Below are 19,772 nucleotides of genomic sequence, written 5' to 3'. Positions count from 1 at the left end.
TATGCGAAGGGTCAAACTGTTGAAAATGCGGATTTGACAAACTTTTTTTCCATCCGCTACCGCTTCCGTTCGAACTATGGATATCAATGTTTTTTATTCTATGGGCGATAAAACAAATTTTTATGTTTGTGGATGCGGATATATCTGCACCTTTATCGGAGAACAGTATGAAATCGCCTAAATCCCTTCCGTCCGCATCAACAAAGAAAGAGTTGCTTCCGACCTTTTTTCTCGATTTAAAAACGTACAATCGTAACTCCGGGACCTCCTTCGCCATACTTTCCTTGGCGAAAACTCTTTACCGGTTTGTAGGTCTTAAGAAACTGTTCCACACCCTTTTTGAGTACCATCGTCCCCACTCCGTGAATGATCGTAACCTGCGGCAAATTGGACAACACCGCATCGTCAAGGTACTTCTCCAACTCCATTCGAGCCGACTCCATATCCATACCCCGAAGATCTATCTCCGTCTTGATGTGCATACTCTTATCTTTTCTTATCTTGCCTGCACCGGTATAAGCGTTTTGGCTCTTTTGCTTTTTGGGAGGTTGAAGAATCTCATAGGGTAGGTTCATCTTCATCGCTCCCAGCTGTACGCTTGCTTCCCGTTTTTTATCATCGGCGGAGAGGACGACTCCCTCCTGATGGAAGGTCGATACATAGACCCTCATGCCTTCTTTTACCTCATTCAGCGACTTTTCGGCATCTTCCTGCGTATAGAGAATGTTCTCATCGTAGGAGGAGGCCTTCAATGTGTCTTTGATCCGCTTTCGCGCCTTCTCAAGCTGCTTGTTCAAGTCTTCCCTGTCGAGTTCTTCTTTGAGTTTTGCGATCTCCCTAAGTTGATCTTCCACTTCATCTTGAGCCTCTTTCAGAAGCTTGGCCGCCTGTTTCTTTCCTTCGAGAAGTTCCTGCTCCAACCTTCGCTTTGTCCTTCTCTCCCTCTCTTCCAGTTTCGATTCCAACTCTTTGGCACGAAGATAGATAGCATCGCTCTCCTTCTTTTGAAGTGCCATCTCCTTCCTCTCATCTTCGATCTCCTTGAGCACGTCCTCCATCAAAAGTTTATCCGTATGGATCCTCGATCTGGAGTTCTCGATCAATCGTTCGGACAGACCCAGCCTCTTTGAGATCTCAAAGGCATTCGACTTTCCGGGGATTCCGATCATCATACGGTAGGTGGGCGATAGGGTGTCGACATCAAACTCCATCGACGCATTCTCAACCCCCTCCTGTGTCAAGGCATAGTGTTTGAGTTCACTGTAATGCGTGGTAGCTATGCACAGAGAGTCGTTTTGTCTCACTTCTTCCAGAATGGAGATCGCCAGTGCGGCTCCCTCCACGGGATCGGTACCCGCTCCGAGCTCATCGAAGAGCACCAAATTCCGATCGCCCAAGTTTTCCAGTATCTTTACAATATGTGTCATATGAGAAGAAAAGGTCGAGAGACTCTGTTCAATACTCTGCTCATCTCCGATGTCCGCAAAGATATGCTCAAAGATACACATGTTGCTGCCGTAGTCGCAAGGCAGGTGCAGACCGCTTTGAAACATCAGGGCAAACAGGCCTATCGTCTTTAGGGTCACGGTCTTTCCACCTGTATTTGGACCGGTGATCACAAGAGTCCGATACCCTTCTCCGATCTCTATGTCCGAGGCAATTACCTTCTTGCGATCGATCAGGGGATGTCTGGCCTGTTTCAACCTCAAATACATCTGTGGATTGAACCCTGCCTCTTCCGCCTTCATCTCTACGGAGAGCTTTCCCCTTGCAAAGATAAAGTCCAGCTCCGTCAGATAGACTTGATTATCCCTTAAGGCATCGCAGATCTCTCCTACCCGAAGGGTAAACTCTCCCAAGATCCTTTGAATCTCCTTTTTTTCGTCGCTTCGCAGGGTCTGCAACTTATTGTTGATCTCGACCACAGCAATCGGTTCGACAAACAGGGTCGCACCTGACGAAGATGTATCATGCACAATCCCGGGGACCTTGTCCCTGTATTCGAGTTTTACCGGCACGACAAACCTGTCCTGTCGCATAGTAACGAGGCTGTCCTGCAAATACTTTGCCTGAGAGGAGGAGACGATATCGTCCAGCTTCTTTCTCACGTTCTCCTGCATGGTTACAATGCTTCTCCGAATCCTCCTGAGTTCTCCGCTCGCATTGTCCGACATCTCCGTCGGAGAAATAATCGCCGAAAACACATCCTCCTCCAGCTCCCTGTCCGCAGTCAAAAAGCTCGATAAGCTCAACAACCTTTTCGCCTCAGTTTTCTGATCCAAGAAATCCTTCATCCTCCTGGCGCTCGCAAGGCCGGAAGCGATATGCAAAAGCTGTTGCATATCCAAGACCGCCCCCAACTCTGCACGCTTGACCGCCTCCCTCGTGTCATAAAACGCTCCGAAGGGGATCGATCCGCTTTGCAGTACGATGGTCTGCGCCTCCGTCGTCTGACCCTGCCACAGAAGGATCTCCTGTTCATCGGTTGAGACCTTCATCTCTTCTATCCTTTTTTTTCCGAGTTCGGAGACCGCATGAGCCTTGAGTTTTTCCAAGATGGCATCATACTCCAAAACCTTCATTGTTCTGCTCTCTATCATCTCTCTACTTCCTTTAAATAACTTCGATATCTACGTATTACCTTTCGTGTCTCATCCTTGCCTTCTTTGAGAAACTCCAGTCTGTAATGCCTGTATCCCATCTGATACAGAATCTGTACATCCTGCTCCAGTTCCTTCACCTCGTAAGAAAAGATCTTGGTCTTGCCTAATTCATCTCGAACCACGGGAGTTCTGTTCCCCTTCATATCTTTCAACTCCAAGATATCTCTCCCACTTTTTGCATTTTTGTCGAACAGGGGATATTCCATGATCATAAACATCGGGGTCAGATAGGCCGGTATCTCCACCTTCTCCTTGTCTATTACTTCATCCAACTGCTCAAATCGGGAGGAATAGATCCACTCCAAGGACGGAGTCAAACTCTGCGCCTCCAAAAAATGCAAGCTGTATCTGTTGGACAAATTCAAGAGGTAGTCCCCTACCATCTTCTTATCCCTATACTTCCACAAAAGACCCAAGGAATTGGTCATATAACTGTCTCCGTAGGCTTGCATCTCTTTTTCGACCTTATCCAAATCTTCTTCTTTGACCGCATCGGGAAGAACATAACAGATTTTTTCTCTTTCAAACAGTTCTTCCGCCTTCTTGTACAACTGAGCTGTATCGACATACACCCTATCGACGCCTTCCTCCTTCGCTGCAAGAAGCTGTTCTTGCGTTCGGCATCTGACCGAAATCTCGGCCTTTTTAGAATACTCCTTCTTCCTCAGAGCCTCGATCTCTTTGAGGAAGTCTTGCGGTTCAATCTCCTGCATACTTCGATCGTATCTTTTTCTTCTGAGTTTGGACAACTCCTCCACCGCCGTTCTCCGGATGCGGTTCAAATCGGATTTTCCGATAAACACCCTTCCCTCCATCTCCGCTTCAAAGTCCTTCCTGTCGAGCTTGTAAGGAGTATCTCCAAGCTTTGACATCTGAGCGTAGACCAGTTCAAAATCCGGGAGGGAGGTTCTCGCTTCTTCCAACACTTTATCGTCCTCATAGGTCAAAGAATTCCCTTCTTCATCCGCAAGGAAGAGCTTTGCCTTCTCACCTACCGAAAGAAACAACTTCATCTTCAGGGGAAGATCAAAACGTTTTTGTTCATAGGACCTTACCGCCTCTTCCATGATCGACCTCGCATAGGTCTTATAGATGAGTTCTCCCTTCTCGATCTCTCCCACAAAGTCAAGTTCCACTTCTTCTTCCGCCGACGCGGATCTAAGAATCGATCGGCCTTTTAGGATCCTGCCGACCTTCTCTCCTGTCGAAAGACCGTCTCCGACTTCAAGACTGTCGAGAAGTTTCAGACCGATTCTCCTCCTCTTCCTGTCGTAATAGAGAAGTTTGGCTACCGGGACACCTTTGTTTTTCGGGCTCTTGGGATTTACGATCTCCTTCTTGTCCGCCGATAGAAGATACCCGTGCGTATACTCCCTCTGAAAAATATGCCCCAACTCACCTTCCATCTCCGCCTTGTCCCTGTCGGAGAGGATCTCTCCTTCATCTCTCAAATGTCTGTAGTGCTTGACGACCGTAGCAACATACTCGCTTCTCTTCATCCGCCCTTCCATCTTCCATGAGTCCACCGACGAATCCAGCAGAGCCTCGGACTTCTTGATACAGCTTAGATCCTTTGCACTGAGCAGATAGCCCTCCTGCTCGACCTTGTTGTTCCTAAGAAGGCTGTACTTCATACGACAGGGCTGACTGCACGAGCCGCGGTTGCCGGAACGCCCCGTTGTCATTGCGCTGAACAGACAGTTTCCGCTGTAACAGATGCACAGTGCTCCATGGACAAAGGTCTCCGATTCCATCCCCGTCTTGCGTTTGATGGTCTCGAGCTCGTCCAAAGAATGTTCCCTCGCATAGACGACCCTCTCAAAACCGAGTTCTTTCAGATACAAGGTATCAAGAGAATTCAAGGAGGTCATCTGAGTGGATGCATGTACGGGCAACTCAGGATACAATCTTCGAACCAGATGTGCCATCCCGATATCTTGAATGATGATGGCATCGGCATCGTTTCGGTACAAAAACCCGATATACTCCAGAAACCTCTCGACCTCTCCCTCCATCACGATGGTATTGGTGGTCACAAAGACCTTGACCTTTCTCTCATGTGCATACTCAATGGCCTCGACCAGTCCTTCCGCTGTAAAATTTCCGGCAAACGCTCTTGCTCCGAAGTAGGTTCCGGCGAGGTAGACCGCATCCGCACCGTTTGCGACAGCTGCATAAAGAGCTTCTTTGTTCCCTGCCGGAGCCAACAATTCTATCTTCTCTTTCATAAATCTCCTTTAATTTCTACATATAATGTAAGTTCCTCTAATAAACGGGGACACTGTATTCAACAATCTTACCGGACTTTCAGACCGGCAGATACTACGGTATTGGATTGATCCCATATTCTATAACTCCGGTGTGACGGCACGTTGAAATTCATAGTAATTCCGACTTTGATATAAACACTTTTGGTTTATAACGAAGATAAAAACTAAATATAAACTATCAATATGTCAATACACCGGTTTTTCAAGAAAAATATAGTATATCAAAGCATTACCCGCTACTCTTTTGACACTACCTATAAAAAAAGGACTTCATGGTAAACCACAATGCCCTTCCATTACCCTATCTCATTTTTGCTTCAGTTTCTCCAATTCCAACTGCAAGCGATACATCCTGTTTTGGAACTCATTGGAAATACGATCCGCCTCTTCCACCTCTTTCTGTTTTTCCGCCAACTTCTCCTCAAACTCTTCCTTCATCCTCTGTACATCCATTCCCTGTACACCTTGTTCATCCAACTGTTTTCGCAGGCGCTCAATCTCGAGATTCCTCTCGATCAGTTCCAACTCCAAACTCTCCTGCTTTTGCAAGAGAACATTGTACTCCCTCTCCGGAGCCTCGCTCTTTTTCTTCTCCCGAAACAGTTGGTCCGTGATATTTATTGCCGTTAAAACAGCACAATTTGTGTAATTGAATTTCGGATTTTTCTGCAGGATAACTTCCATCTCCTGAGCCACATAAGAGGCAAGTTCGAGAAGATAGTCCTTCGACTCTTCTCCGACTATCGTATATTCATGATTTAAAATCTTTATTGTTATTTTATTCATAAAGGCTCCTCCGATGCACCGTTTGATTTATTTTATCACACTATGTATTTTTTTTCAGTAATTTCGTCTTATTTATGTCGAAATGTCATATACTTGTTATATTTTTCTTGTCCCGATGATCATTTCGGTTCGAATACATCACTCTTATTCCGGTATCGCCGCAACAGACTTGTTTATTCTTTATATTTAGGGAAATACCGCACAAAAAGAGCTAATAGTTCCCTATAAGGAACAAAACTATGATAAAATAAAAGATATAAAACAGAATCAAACCCAGTAATTAGAAACCATACTGCATAATAGAGAACGAGGGAGAGCCATGAACAAACAACTAAATCTATCCATTCTTACAGACGAACTTCTAAGTGTCAAAACAAAGAAAAAAGAATTTCTCAAGCAAATCGATCAAATCATCCCTTGGGAAGAATGGATAGAACTCATTAAACCCTTCTATTCTTCGATCAAGGTATGGGAATATCTGTTTTGCGATCTCGGTACTTGCAAAGTACAGATCTTTGATATAAATAATGCTAACAGATGATCGGATACAAGAAGAAGATACTGTCAAAGACAGGGAGAGTTCCGCACTATTTGGAAACGGCAAAACTTTCTCTTGTCTTAAATAAGCGGAATAAACATTGACAGCAAGGGTAGATCGTCAATAAAAAATAACATGTTAACAAAGAGCAAGGAGCATATCGTTATGAAACTCTATAAAAATACTATAAGACTTGGCGCCCTGTATTGTATATTCTACAGCGCTTTACATTTTCTTTTTTTCGTGCGTTACCATACGGATGTTTTTGACTCTTGGGGCGATTGGATCTTTGACCTTTTTTTGGATTTAGATATTATTTTTATGTTTGGCGCAAGTATGGTTTTTGGTTTTGCTTATCCTCCTCTCTATCTCTTGCTTACAGTAGGTCTGTTCTCCATCAACCTCTATGTATTAAAGAAAAAAAACGAATTGTCCTTGAAACGATTTGCCTGCCTTTTGTTTATATCGTTCTTTATCCTTTTGATCGGAGTCCTAAACCACAATGAATTTTCACCTTTTATAGAATCCGGCAAAGGATTTTGGGAATACTTTCCCTTTATTCCTAAATCAAAAATATGATTAATACTATTTTTCAATAAAAGTATAGATATATCTATTTTTCAAATCACGAAAAATCGGTTTATCTTCTATGGATCATAGATTGTTTATATCCATAATTCAAAGGAATGGTAGTATAACACCCTTCTTTGATCAAGGTATGGGGATATCTGTTTTGCGATCTCAGTACTTGCAGAGTACAGATCCTTGATATAAACAACGCTAACAGATGATCGGATAAAAGAAGAAGATACCGCCAAAGACAGAGAGAGTTCCGCACGATCCGGAAACGGCAAAACATTCCAAAGAACTCTCCTTCTTGTCTTAAATAAGCGGATCAAACATTGACAGCAAGGGTAGATCGTCAATAAAAAATAACACATTGAAAAAGAGTAGGAAGTGTATCCAATGAAACTATATAAAATCACTATAAGATTTGCTGTCTTATATTGTATACTCTATGCTTCGTTATATTATACTGTATTTATCCTTCCAGATGAAAATAGTTTTTTAGGCGGTTTGTTTTTCTTTGTTTTTGTATGGACAAGAAGTATGCTTCTTTTCTGGGGAGGAACGGTTTTTGGTTTTAGTTCTCCTCCGCTCTATCTCCTACTTATAGCCGGTCTGATTTTGATCAACCTCTATGTGTTAAAGAGAAATAACGAATTGACCTTTAAACGATTTGCCTGCCTGTTGCTTGTTTTCGTTTGTCTCTTGTTTGTAGGAATACTGAATTATAAAGGATATGGACTGATCACCGAATCTTCTACAGACTTTTGGAAAGCTTTTCCCTTTGTTCCTGAATCAAAATATGATTAAAGAGTGTCATTAAAGACAGAGAGAGTTCCGCGCTATTTGGAAACGGCAAAACTTTCTCTTGTCTTAAATAAGCGGAATAAACATTGACAGCAAGGGTAGACCGTCAATAAAAATAACATGTTAACAAAGAGCAAGGAGCATATCGTTATGAAACTCTATAAAAATACTATAAGACTTGGCGCCCTGTATTGTATATTCTACAGTGCTTTACATCTTCTTTTTTTCCTGCGTTACCATACGGATGTTTTTGACTCTTGGGGCGATTGGATCTTTGACCTTGTTTTGGATTTAAAAACGATTTTTATTGTCTTAGGAGCTTTCGGTTTTGGTTTTAATCTACCTCCCCTATATCTCTTGCTTGTAACAGGTCTGTTCTCCATCAACCTCTATGTGTTAAAGAGAAAAAACGAATTGTCCTTGAAACGATTTGCCTGCCTCTTGTTTATATCGATCTTTATCCTTTTGATCGGAGTCCGAAACCACGATGAGTTCTCTGTAATGGTGGAGTCCGGTAAAAAATTCTGGGAATACTTTCCCTTTATTCCTAAATCAAAATATGATTAACACCCTTCTTCGATCAAGGTATGGGGATATCTGTTTTGCGATCTCGGTACTTGCAAAGTACAGATCTTTGATATAAATAATGCTAACAGATGATCGGATACAAGAAGAAGATACCGCCAAAGACAGAGAGAATTCCGCACAATCCGGAAACGGCAAAACATTCCAAAGAACTCTCCTTCTTGTCTTAAATAAGCGGATTAAACATTGACAGCAAGGGTAGACCGTCAATAAAAATAACATGTTAACAAAGAGCAAGGAGCATATCGTTATGAAACTCTATAAAAATACTATAAAACTTGGCGCCCTGTATTGTATATTCTACAGCGCTTTACATCTTTTTCGTTTTTTATATTACTATACAGACACTTTTTCTTCTTGGGGCGACTGGGTATTTGATCTTCTACTGGATTTAGATATTCTTTTTATTGGCTTCGGAGCTTTCGGTTTTGGTTTTAATCTACCTCCCCTATATCTCTTGCTTACAGTAGGTCTGTTCTCCATCAACCTCTATGTATTAAAGAGAAAAAACGAATTGACCTTGAAACGATTTGCCTGCCTCTTGTTTATATCGATCTTTATCCTTTTGATCGGGGTCCGAAACCACGATGAGTTCTCTGTAATGGTGGAGTCCGGTAAAAAATTCTGGGAATACTTTCCCTTTATTCCCGGACCGAAATATGATTAATACGATTATCTATTAAGATTGTCCGGTCGTAAAGTTTGAATTCCACGATCACTCAAAGCGTTTCCGGCAAATATACTGTTTGCCTGATATTTTAAACGGAGAATAGTATACGAATATCATTAAACACAGGGAGAGTTCCGCACGATCCGGAAACGGCAAAACTTTCTCTTGTCTTAAATAAGCGGAATAAACATTGACAGCAAGGGTAGACCGTCAATAAAAATAACATGTTAACAAAGAGCAAGGAGCATATCTTTATGAAACTCTATAAAAATACTATAAGACTTGGCGCCCTGTATTGTATATTCTACAGCGCTTTACATTTTCTTTTTTTCGTGCGTTACCATACGGATGTTTTTGATCCTTGGGGCAATTGGATCTTTGACCTTTTTTTGGATTTAAAAATTATTTTTATATTTGGCGGAGGTATCGTTTTTGGTTTTGGTTATCCTCCTCTCTACCTCTTACCTCTAGTAGGTCTGTTCTCCATCAACCTCTATGTATTAAAGAGAAACAACGAATTGACCTTGAAACGATTTGTCTGCCTTTTATTTATATCAATTTGCCTACTTTTTATTGGAGTACTAAACTACAACGCATTTGCTCCTCTCGCAGAATACGGTAAAAAATTCTGGGAATACTTTCCCTTTATTCCTAAATCAAAATATGATTAACACCCTTCTGCGATCAGGGTATGGGAATATCTGTTTTATGATCTCGGTACTTGCAGAGTACAGTTCCTTGATATAAATAATGCTAACAGATGATCGGATACAAGAAGAAGATACTGTCAAAGACAGGGAGAGTTCCGTTTTCCCTTTGGAAGACCCAGAGCCTTTAAACGCTCGGTCCGTATCTGATTGAGTTTCTGAGGGGAATTTGTAAGTCCGACGACCCTCGTCTTCTGCACCTCAAAGACTTCGTCCGGCAAGGGCGACTCCGGTACCAAAGGAATGTTTGCGACCTTGATGTTTTTATTTGCCAGATACATCGACAACGGAGTCTTTGAGGTCCTTGAGATCCCGAGAAGGACGATGTCCGCCTTCAAAGCTCCTCGCGGATCTTTTCCGTCATCGTATTTTACTGCAAACTCGATCGATTCCACCCTTTTGTAGTAGCTGTCGTTCAACTGCCGGATAACCCCGGGTTCTCTCCGAGGTTCTTTGCCCGTCATAGCGTTGATCTGTGTAAGAGTAGGACCGATGATGTGGTTTGTGATAAGAGGAATGGCAAACGCATTCAACTCTTTCAAAACTTGTGCCGCCCGATTGAAGTATTGCCTGTTCATACACTTACCTCCTTCTTTATGGTGATGATTTTTTTGAAATAAAGATGATTATTTTTTCCTGTTACATTAGGAAAACGTTTAAAAGCATACTGTTTATTTTCTCTTGCATTTTATGGAATACGGGGGTTTGTTAGAGCCGTGCAAGAACTTCATCATCGGTGTATTATAAAGGAAGGATAGTATTATGCGGATTTTTGAAATTGTGCAGTATTGTCTTGGCAAAAGTTCCATCGAATTGTCATATCATCCGATTGAACAACGAAAAACACAAAAATTTCTTCCCGAAACTATGATATAATAATGTTAAGAAGGATTTATCCGAATAGATAAACTATGAGTTTCCATATATACGAAAGGAAGTGTGCCTTATGAAAAAAAACTCTCACGGTGCAAACCTCTTTGAGCTGTCTCAAAAATACAAGTTCAAACCTGAAGATATCAAAGACTACAGTTCAAATATCAACCCCTTCGGTACAAGTCGCAAGGCTCTCGACTATGTAAGAGCACATCTTGAGAATATCTCCATCTATCCCGATCCCGAGTACCGCACCCTACGCGAGGCCATCGCCTCCTATTCCAAGTCAGATCCCGACGATATCCTTCTCGGAGAAGGTGCAACAGGCTTGATCAGCGGTTTTATCAATGCCACCTCGCCCAAACGCGCTTTGATTGTCATGCCTTCCTATTCGGAGTATGAGACACAGATCAAAAAAACAGGCGGCTGTGAGATCTTCCACTATGTGCTTTCCAAGAACCGAGGTTTCAAGGGCAGTGTCGAAGAGATCGTGCAACTCTCCCTCGAAGAAGAGGTCGATCTACTCATCCTCTGTAACCCCAATAACCCTACCGGAAGTTGTTTTTCTTACAGCGAGATCGAGACCTTGGCACAAAACATCCCTTCCAAGATTTTGATTGACGAAACCTATGTCGAGTTTACAGATACGGAGGTTTTTTCCTCCTGTGCTTTGACGAAAAAGTACCGAAACCTCTTTGTAATCCGAGGGACGAGCAAATTCTTCTCCACCCCGGGCTTGAGGCTCGGTTATGCTCTCTGCTCCGATCCCGATGTCAGGGAGTATTTTGAAACGCACACCGATCTGTGGAACATCAATATTATAGCGACCATGATGGGCGAGCATATGTTTACTGACAAGGAGTATATCGAAGATACCTTCCGAAAAATCACTGCGGAAAGAGAATTCCTGTTGGAGAGCCTCCGCCGTTTTGAAGAACTCAAGGTCTATAATTCGTATGGCAACTTTATTCTATGTGAAATCATCTCCAAACGGATCGATGCGGCACAAGTCTACAATGCGTTGATTAAGGATGCGTTGGCAATCCGCAACTGTACCTCGTTCTCCTACCTGAGCCCTTACTTTTTCCGAGTATGTACCTTGCTTCCAAAAGAGAACCGCCTTCTGATCGAGAAACTCTCCGAGGTGCTCCGCTAAGAAACTCGCTTGTAACTCCAAAAAACAGCGTGTTGGCACTTTATACTATTGTCTATTAGAATTGACACAGGTTGAATACTTTTAAAAATCATGATCCTCCAAATTGTTTTTCGACAATTATATATTTTTGTACCCGACATTTCAAACGGAGAATAGTATTATATCGTTCTTTCTTTGAGTAATCCACAATTGTATTGCATAGAAGATGAAACGAATATTTGTGGACACAAAATAAACGCCATCACCCCTCTACTGAAATATAGTATTAAGGCGATACCGCATAATTCAGAAAATCAGCATAAAATCGATTTTGTACAAAGGATAAAATTCTTGAAAATATTGATATGAGAGACCTTTGTGTTTTATAAAGTCGAAGAAAAATCGGAAGTTTGCCTTTGTGCGGTGTTTCCTTAACAAAATCGTAATACTATATTTATACTTCTATCCTTTAAATAAGTTTTGATTTTTTCAGATCCGAAAAAACGTTGTTTTGATAGTCAAGACGGATATAAGCATACCTTTCTTGAAGAGTAGTATTGGAATCAAGCGATCAGGGAAACGCAGTATGGATGTATCGAACATTGCTGTGTGACGATGGAAGCAAAACCTCACCCCCGGTCGCCTGAAACAGACAATACCGTAAAAACAATCTTTTTATGAACTTATTGTTCTCTGCAAAACAACAGGAACTTCGGTCCATATCTTTGTATGATGTTTTCCTATGTTGCAAGAGTAAGCGGTACCGGAAGTTTGTTCTCGGTACCGCTTTGTTTATGCTGCTTCTTCGACAGCTTCATCGCCCTTCATCATCAAGAGTCCGCCGATCGCAATGGCGGAGCCCAGCAGTTTCATCGGTGCAAGCACCTCGTTGAGAAAGACGAAACTGAAGATAAAGGTCGCAACCGGTATAAAGTTAAGCAACATCGCCGAGATGCTGACCCCGAGCTCTTTGATCGAGATTGCATAAAACCACGTACAGGCCGCCGAACATATCAGGGCTAAAAACAGAAAATGCAACATGATGGGCAGGTCGATCCTCTCTATATACACATAGTCCGTCTTCAACATGGGGATAAAACCCACTGTCCCGATCAGACATTGGTAGAAGGTGATCAACAGCCCGTCGTACTTCTGAACAAGGGGTTTGGTACATATCATATAGGTGACCCAGCTTATAGAGGCCATCATCATATAGAGGTAGCCGACATAGTTGCTGTTGAACTCCGCTCCTCCGATAACCAGATAGATCCCCGCTATCGAGATCAGCGAGCTTATGATGTTTCTGAGAAGGATCTTTTGTTTCAGAAAGATCCGATTGGCCACCAAGGCGATGATCGGCATCATTGCAACGAGCACCGCAGCTTCATTTGCCCCTATCTTCATGATACCTACATTCTCAAAGTAAAAGTAGAAGGTGATACTTGCCAAGGCGGAGAGGATGATTCTTCCCAAGTCCTTCTTCTCAAGATAAAGAGGAGATTTGCCGAGCTTTAAAGCTACAAAGAGGATGACCGATGAGATCAGGTACCGAAAAAACGGAAGGTATGCCGGTCCCAAAGCCCGGAGACATATTTCGATACTTACATAGGAACCTCCCCACGCAAAACAGGTAAATATAAGAAGAAACCACGAAACCCATCTTTTGTTCGACATACTTGTCCCCCCTATCTTTTACTCCCTCGTTTCATCGACCTTCTGACAGAGAAACAAGGTAGGAGCCATCTCGTCCTGATTTAAAGGGTTGATGTCAATGACCTTAAACTGTCTCGGATCCAAACTTTCAAAAAATGATTTGATGATGGAATGTTCCTTGCCCCTATCTTGTCCCAGATAGCTCACGACCGAAAGCAGGCCGTTCACATTCAAGATATCGAGCGCCTTACCCAAGCAGATCAGAGTGCTTTCCGGTCTTGTCATGATCTTATGATTCGAATTGGGAAGATAACCCAAGTTTCCGAAGATCAGATCCGCCTTTTCCACATACTTATCGATATTGGTATGGGTATCATGCACAAATTCGACCTTTTGCAGTTGTTCTGCCGGCACGGTCTTTGCCAGCCTGTTCCTGGCATTGTCGATTGCCTCCTGCTGAATGTCGATGGCAATGAGTTTGCAGCCGATATAAGGCAAAAACTTCTCAACATCCAAACCGTTTCCCAAAGTAATGTCGACAGCGACTTCCACCTTTGGCATATAACGTTCACATAAGAACAGTGAAATATCATTTAAGTTTGTGATACGATTCATACCTTCTTCCTTTCTATTCCCGTATCTTCTTTGTCGCCTTCTCTTCCAATAAAAGTCGCAGAGCCATGGCGAAGGCTCCGCACACTACAAACATATCGGCCACATTGAAGACATAACTCCATATCCCTCTAAAATCGATAAAATCAACGACATAACCCAACAACAACCGGTCGATGAGGTTACCTATCGCACCTGCAATAATAAAAGTAGCTATCCACTTCAAAGCTATACTTCCCTTGTTCTTTGAAACATAGGAGAGGATTATGGCAATGATGAGCACCGTCATAATTGTAAAGATGACTCTCTGCCCCTGCAACATCCCGAAGGCCGCTCCTCTGTTCTCAAGATAGGTCAGATGAAAAAATCCTTTTATTACCGCTATACTTCCGCTCGATCTTATCACAGTCTTCGCATAATACTTGCTCGCCTGATCCAGCAGAACCATCACAATACACGAGATCACATATATCATCTTGTCTCCTTCTTATATCGAACGGGGAATAAACCCGACTTTTTTAAACACCTTACGCAGCATTTTGCCTGCCATGGAGTTCGCCCTCTGCGCTCCATCTCGATAGACTTCGTCGAGGTAGGCCTTGTCCTTGAGCAATTCTTCCGCCTTTTCGCGAATGGGTCTCAGACCTTGAGCGACCACTTCAGCAGTATCCGCCTTGAAGTCTCCGTAACCCCTTCCTTCATACCTTGCAACGATGTCCTCGATACTCTCCGATGTCATCTTGCTGTAAATCTCCAAAAGATTTTTGATCCCCGGTTGTTCCGTGCTATAGCGTACCACTCCCTCGGAATCGGTCACCGCCCTCTTTATCTTTTTGACGATGACATCTTCGGTATCGAGAAGCGAGATAAAACCGTTCTCATTGCTGTCGGACTTGCTCATCTTCTTGGTAGGTTCCTGCAAACTCATTACCCTTGCGGCAATGGGCGGAAAGTACCCTTCGGGCACGGTGAAAGTATCACTGTATCTTCCGTTAAATCGAATCGCCAGATCCCTCGCCAATTCCAAATGCTGTTTCTGATCGGCACCGATCGGCACAAGGTCGGTATTGTATAAGAGGATGTCCGCCGCCATGAGCACGGGATAGGTAAACAGGCCCGCATTGAGGTTGTCGGAACTCTTCTTCGACTTGTCCTTGTACTGTGTCATCCGCGAAAGTTCTCCCATATAGGTCATGGTGTTGAGCACCCAGCTCAACTCCGCATGGGCCGGAACGTGCGACTGTATAAAGACTGTGCTTTTTTGGGGGTCGATCCCGCAGGCAAGGTACTGTGCCAACAACAACAAAGTATTTTCCCTAAGTTCCTTCGCTACTTGAGGAACCGTGATCGCGTGAAGATCCACGACCGAAAACAGGCAGTCGAACTCATCTTGCAGACCGATCCAGTTCGAGATCGATCCGAGGTAGTTTCCGAGGGTAATTTTGCCCGATGGCTGTATTCCGCTGAACAATCTTTTTTTCTCCATAGTGTTCTCTCCCTTATTCTTATCGATCACACCACTTGCCCAAAAGACAGGCATGGGTGCAAGCGTTATTTTTCGTGATTTTATTATTATATCACACTTAGACGAGTTTTACGGAATTATTCTTGGAAAAGACTTGATAAACTTCACGATCCTGTATGCTAAAGGACAAAAAAAGCACATACTATGACATTAGCGCCTGTCAATTCTAATAGATCATAGTATTACAAAACACGTGAATATAACCATACTTTTTCCGGAAAATAGCATCGAATCCGCCTCTGCAATAAAAGATGCCCTCCTCACCGTTGGCAAAGAGGGCCGATAGCTTACCTATCAAACAGTTTCAAGATTTACTTTTTCAGCGTTGCAAGTCTTGCATGCTCTTCCACTTCGGACTTCAACTTTTCGAGTTCCTTCATAACTTCTGTCGGAAGCTCGTCAGGGCTTCCCTCAAGACTCTTGACATACTCCATACGATAGACCAGAGCATTCTTCCACATTTTATCGAAGTTCCTGTTGTCGCAATCGACTTCAAAACCTTCGACTTCGGCATAGTCGATCTCGTCGAAACAACAAAGAGGCTTAAAGTCCAAAGAGTCTTCCACGAGTTTCTCCAAGATACCTAAGGTAATCTCTTTGGGGATCTTTTTGTCCATATAACTCCCTGTATTGATAATATAGCAGTTGATCTCCTTCTTATCAAATAGATTCTTAAACTTCTCGTAATCTTCACTCAAGGCATAGGTCCTAAATGGGTTTGCATAAGGCACAATGACGAGTTTTTCCATCTCGGCACTGTTGTCCAATCTCTCTGCAGTCGTCCTCTTGGTCGCAAGTACCGCCCCGAAGACGGAGGCTACTACAGGGTTCTTGATCTTGATGATCGGAGGGATTGAAGAATCTCTCATCAGCCATACGATAGCATTAAGGCGATCATCCACCTTATTGATCCTATTCGTTGTCCAAAGATGAGATTTGATTGCACGACCGTTCCCGTTTCGAATGTCTTCGGTTACGGGTACGATTTTGTTATTCTCATCCAAGGTCGCACCGCAGTTTTGGATGGAGAGAAGGTACTTGTTTGCCTCATGTCCCGCAGGATAGTCCTGGGTCTTATCAAAGTAGGACGGCTCCAATGCGACCGTCGACAGATCGCTCTCGGAAATTATAAACGCATCGTCATGCAGGATACTGATATCGAATTTGTCCTCGTGTTTATCGTGGGTCAGAGTCGATTTGCCCGATCCGGAAAGACCGAAAAATGCGATGGTATAGGCTTCCTTCTCCAAGTTGTATCTCTTTAATCCTCCATGACAGGATACATAGCCGTTTCGGTTCGCGACCTCCCAACTGAGGGTCAAGGTCCCCTTCTTATGTTCTCCGAAGTACCTCATTCCACAAAGCAAAAGACAGTTGTGTGAAGGCTCAAACAAGGCCAATCCTTTTTCGTGTTCCTTGGGGAGATAATCGGGCAGAGAAAGGACGTAGATGTCCGTCTCGTTCCACTCCTTCGAATTTCGATACATCTCTTCATATTTTTCATTGACGGCTTGGAAGTTCAGCAACCAGTTGTAGAGTGTGTTTTCATATCCTTCCTGTATCAACAGATGAGCCTTGAGCATAAAGTCTTCATGCAGACCGACATAGGCCTGAGCGTAGTAAAGTTTTTTATCTCGCGCATAGAAGGCAGCTTCTCTGGCAAGAGCGGAAAATGTCTTTTCCTTATCTGTATCCCTATTATTCAAGATCACCCTCGCCTTGGCATAGCGCCCCGTAACTTCTCCATCGTTATACAGAAGTACCTTTGCATCGGAAGGAAGGTCGAGTTTTTCAGGCTCATATACATCCATTCCGGTCACGACGGTCCCGCTCGAATTCTTGGCAAGCTCGTAGGCTTGTGCAAGGTTCCTGACATAGATTACATTATTGCCGTAAAAGACAGTTTCGATTGTCGTTCTCAAGGCTGAGAACTTCTCATTTTTCTTATTTATTTCATCTCGTTTGTAATTTCTAATCGTAGACATAACCGCACCTCTTTGATATATTTTGTATTGTCTTACATCCCCTATTATATCAAAGTTTTTTAAAATGAAAAGATGTTTCCTGCAAATATGTTATTATTTTTATTCTATTTGCTATATTTTTCATTCATAAACCCTATATTTTTTGCAAGTACGATATACTTTTTTGACTTTTTGTGAAATTGCATTTTTTAAGATGAAATCCATCACATGATCTATATAATTTTATTTGAAATTTCAATACTTTTATATATATCACTTAGTCTCATCCCATTTTTTCGAAGTTGCTTCCTCCGATATTTTTTTCTTTTTCCTTTATATTTCAATGGAATGATTTATAATAAAATTGAAAGTTTTCCATCTTTTGCTCCTATAAGGCACTCGTTCTCTTCTTTTTTGTTTATATTGTATATCTTATTTCGTGTTTGAAATAACTGATACTATTATTCATTTGAGTTATAGATATCAGTAATCTGTATTCAACAAGAGATAAAACGGTTTTTGTGGTCATAAAATAAATATAACCACACTTCTATTGGAGAATAGTATAACAAAAGGTTTTCTCTCATATGAAATACTTGTATTTTATAAAATTGTGTAAATTTTTTGATTAAATAATTTGTATCAGGGGTATAGGTCTAAAAGTAATTATTTCATTGTATTCAGAAGTTTTGAAAGGGTGTTTTCTATGAAACTATTAAAAGAATTCAAAGACTTTGCCATGAAGGGAAATGTACTTGACCTTGCAGTTGCAGTTGTTATCGGAGGTGCTTTCGGAAAAATCGTAGCTTCATTAGTCGATGATATCATTATGCCTATTGTCGGTGTAATCATCGGAGGAGTCGATTTTACCTCGCTCTCGGTTCAGGTTGGAGAAGCAACTGTCGCTTATGGAAACTTTATCCAACAAGTCGTAAACTTTTTGATCATTGCATTCTCGATCTTTATGGTGGTAAAATCGATGAACGCGTTCAAGAAAAAAGAAGAAGCGGCACCTGCAGCTCCTCCGGCACCGTCGAACGAAGAAGTTCTACTTACGGAAATCCGTGATCTATTAAAGAATAAATAGTATGTTCTCGCTTGCTCACATCATGTTCCATCCGAACCGTTGTTGACAAGCTCTTCATACAATTATTTGATCAGATCTGTCCTGTTGAAAAAGTTTCACCGCTCTTTCAACAGGATTTTTTTACTATTTCACTTATAAAATTATATTCTTATCTACTCAAACTGTTCGGTCATATAATTTGGGTATATGATTGCTCAAAACGGTTTCGGTAAATACACATTCTATTTCTCTGATACTTCAAAAGGAGAATAGCACTACAAAGGAACAGAAATGTGTCACAGATAAAACAAGGTTTTATGTTTTCTTTTTTCTCAATTGGGTATATTATAAGCTGTAATAAGATTTCATGAATTTTTTAGGGAGGATTATGACTATGAGTATTTTTAATGATTTTATCAAGAGTGGAGATTGGAAGGGCGAAAAACACGTTCCTGTTATCAACTGTCCTGATACCTTTTCAAAAGACGAGGTTACAGAGGTAAGTCTATCGATAGGAGATGCAATCGCGCATCCGAATACTCCGGAGCACTATATTGCATGGTTTAAACTTTTCTTTATTCCCGAAGGCGGAAAGAACATCATTGAGCTTGCAGATGCAAAGTTTTCCGCACACGGTGAGACAAATTCTTTCTCTGAGCCCAAGGCTGTTGTAGGAGTAAAACTTCCTTCTTCCGGAAAACTGGTTGCTCTTAGTTATTGCAACATCCATGGTCTATGGGAAAACAGTAAGGATGTCGTCGTAAAATAATTTCTAAAAGTATGTAAGGTTGCTTCTCTCAATAGAGAAGCAACCTTTTTTATGATACTTCTTCCGATAAAAACACCACTTCTCATAAGCCTGATGTTTTTATCAGGGAAATATACTGCACAAAATGATCCGATAGTCCCTTGTGAAAAACAAAAATATAATAAAATAGGATACCGCAGCCTTAAATATGCGGTACCCTATTTAAAATTCCTATTCCATTGAAATGTCATCTGTAATAGAACATATAGATGATTAAAAGAATTGATTTGTATAGAATGACAAGAACTTGTACATTATTATCCATTAGAAATGTTGTCTTATCGATCCTGTGACTCGAACATTTATTTCCTACAGAGCACAAATCACTGATATCGACAAAGTAATGAATAATAAATACTCTGAGATGAGTGTCGTATAAATAAAGACTCTCGGAGTGTTGCCTCCGATAGTCTTTATTTATTAATCTTTATTCATCTTACTTCTTCAAAATGTTCTTCCGCATTTATAGCTTCCTGAATACCTCTCGATTAGTTGTTGTTTTGTTTTTCAAGGATGTTCGGGCTCGCTGCATCTTTTCCTACA

General features: G+C 41.9%; 16 protein-coding genes and 1 pseudogene. 8 read left to right on the top strand and 9 right to left on the bottom strand.

The window, feature by feature from the left end:
* Nucleotides 1-236 precede the first annotated feature (236 nt).
* The 3 genes from ACFO4R_RS07060 to ACFO4R_RS07050 form a co-directional block, all read right to left on the bottom strand.
* Entirely contained in the window at nt 237-2,600 is a 2,364-nt protein-coding gene (locus ACFO4R_RS07060; RefSeq protein ID WP_379788362.1) for an endonuclease MutS2, read from the bottom strand.
* Nucleotides 2,597-4,891: a peptidase U32 family protein gene (locus tag ACFO4R_RS07055; protein ID WP_379788361.1), complete on the bottom strand. Its 2,295-nt coding sequence runs from the start codon at nt 4,889-4,891 to the stop codon at nt 2,597-2,599. Before ACFO4R_RS07055 ends, ACFO4R_RS07060 begins: the two co-directional genes overlap by 4 nt.
* A gap of 348 nt (nt 4,892-5,239) precedes the next feature.
* Entirely contained in the window at nt 5,240-5,719 is a 480-nt protein-coding gene (locus ACFO4R_RS07050) for a cell division protein ZapA (protein WP_379788360.1), read from the bottom strand.
* Between the two features lie 319 nt (nt 5,720-6,038).
* On the opposite strand from ACFO4R_RS07050, the gene ACFO4R_RS07045 reads away from it, so the two are divergent.
* The 5 genes from ACFO4R_RS07045 (at nt 6,039) to ACFO4R_RS07025 (ending at nt 9,557) form a co-directional block, all read left to right on the top strand.
* On the top strand, nt 6,039-6,260 hold the full coding sequence (locus tag ACFO4R_RS07045) for a hypothetical protein (RefSeq protein ID WP_379788359.1): 222 nt from the start codon (nt 6,039-6,041) through the stop codon (nt 6,258-6,260).
* 963 nt (nt 6,261-7,223) lie between these two features.
* Nucleotides 7,224-7,634: a hypothetical protein gene (locus ACFO4R_RS07040; protein WP_379788358.1), complete on the top strand. Its 411-nt coding sequence runs from the start codon at nt 7,224-7,226 to the stop codon at nt 7,632-7,634.
* Nucleotides 7,635-7,781: 147 nt separating this feature from the next.
* Nucleotides 7,782-8,198, top strand: a complete 417-nt coding sequence (locus tag ACFO4R_RS07035) for a hypothetical protein (RefSeq protein ID WP_379788357.1) — start codon at nt 7,782-7,784, stop codon at nt 8,196-8,198.
* Nucleotides 8,199-8,466: 268 nt separating this feature from the next.
* Entirely contained in the window at nt 8,467-8,883 is a 417-nt protein-coding gene (locus ACFO4R_RS07030; protein WP_379788356.1) for a hypothetical protein, read from the top strand.
* A 257-nt stretch (nt 8,884-9,140) separates the two neighbouring features.
* Nucleotides 9,141-9,557, top strand: a complete 417-nt coding sequence (locus ACFO4R_RS07025) for a hypothetical protein (protein ID WP_379788355.1) — start codon at nt 9,141-9,143, stop codon at nt 9,555-9,557.
* A gap of 149 nt (nt 9,558-9,706) precedes the next feature.
* Here ACFO4R_RS07025 and ACFO4R_RS07020 read toward each other — a convergent pair.
* A pseudogene (locus ACFO4R_RS07020) lies at nt 9,707-10,105 on the bottom strand (kinase/pyrophosphorylase); the annotation flags it as partial.
* A gap of 434 nt (nt 10,106-10,539) precedes the next feature.
* Here ACFO4R_RS07020 and ACFO4R_RS07015 point away from each other — a divergent pair.
* Nucleotides 10,540-11,622: a pyridoxal phosphate-dependent aminotransferase gene (locus ACFO4R_RS07015; RefSeq protein WP_379788354.1), complete on the top strand. Its 1,083-nt coding sequence runs from the start codon at nt 10,540-10,542 to the stop codon at nt 11,620-11,622.
* 771 nt (nt 11,623-12,393) lie between these two features.
* On the opposite strand, the gene ACFO4R_RS07010 is transcribed toward ACFO4R_RS07015, so the two are convergent.
* The 5 genes from ACFO4R_RS07010 to ACFO4R_RS06990 all read right to left on the bottom strand — a co-directional run bounded on the left by ACFO4R_RS07010 (nt 12,394) and on the right by ACFO4R_RS06990 (nt 17,376).
* Nucleotides 12,394-13,275, bottom strand: coding sequence for a DMT family transporter (locus ACFO4R_RS07010; RefSeq protein WP_379788353.1), 882 nt, complete (start codon nt 13,273-13,275; stop codon nt 12,394-12,396).
* A gap of 18 nt (nt 13,276-13,293) precedes the next feature.
* A complete protein-coding gene (gene mnmM / locus ACFO4R_RS07005; RefSeq protein WP_379788352.1) occupies nt 13,294-13,869 on the bottom strand; it encodes a tRNA 5-(aminomethyl)-2-thiouridylate-methyltransferase MnmM in 576 nt (191 codons plus the stop codon).
* Between the two features lie 13 nt (nt 13,870-13,882).
* Nucleotides 13,883-14,341, bottom strand: coding sequence for a signal peptidase II (gene lspA / locus ACFO4R_RS07000; protein ID WP_379788351.1), 459 nt, complete (start codon nt 14,339-14,341; stop codon nt 13,883-13,885).
* Nucleotides 14,342-14,353: 12 nt separating this feature from the next.
* On the bottom strand, nt 14,354-15,352 hold the full coding sequence (trpS, locus tag ACFO4R_RS06995; RefSeq protein WP_379788349.1) for a tryptophan--tRNA ligase: 999 nt from the start codon (nt 15,350-15,352) through the stop codon (nt 14,354-14,356).
* A gap of 350 nt (nt 15,353-15,702) precedes the next feature.
* On the bottom strand, nt 15,703-17,376 hold the full coding sequence (locus ACFO4R_RS06990; RefSeq protein ID WP_379788348.1) for a phosphoenolpyruvate carboxykinase (ATP): 1,674 nt from the start codon (nt 17,374-17,376) through the stop codon (nt 15,703-15,705).
* Nucleotides 17,377-18,061: 685 nt separating this feature from the next.
* Here ACFO4R_RS06990 and mscL point away from each other — a divergent pair.
* Together mscL and ACFO4R_RS06980 are read left to right on the top strand one after the other, a co-directional pair.
* Entirely contained in the window at nt 18,062-18,442 is a 381-nt protein-coding gene (gene mscL / locus ACFO4R_RS06985; RefSeq protein ID WP_379788347.1) for a large-conductance mechanosensitive channel protein MscL, read from the top strand.
* A gap of 373 nt (nt 18,443-18,815) precedes the next feature.
* Nucleotides 18,816-19,190 (top strand): class II SORL domain-containing protein, encoded by a 375-nt coding sequence (locus ACFO4R_RS06980; RefSeq protein ID WP_379788346.1) that lies wholly within the window; start codon nt 18,816-18,818, stop codon nt 19,188-19,190.
* Nucleotides 19,191-19,772: the final 582 nt, after the last annotated feature.

Source organism: Filifactor villosus (assembly GCF_042652965.1).
GTDB classification, from domain to species: domain Bacteria; phylum Bacillota; class Clostridia; order Peptostreptococcales; family Filifactoraceae; genus Filifactor; species Filifactor villosus.
This window is presented reverse-complemented; position numbering and strand designations above follow the sequence as displayed.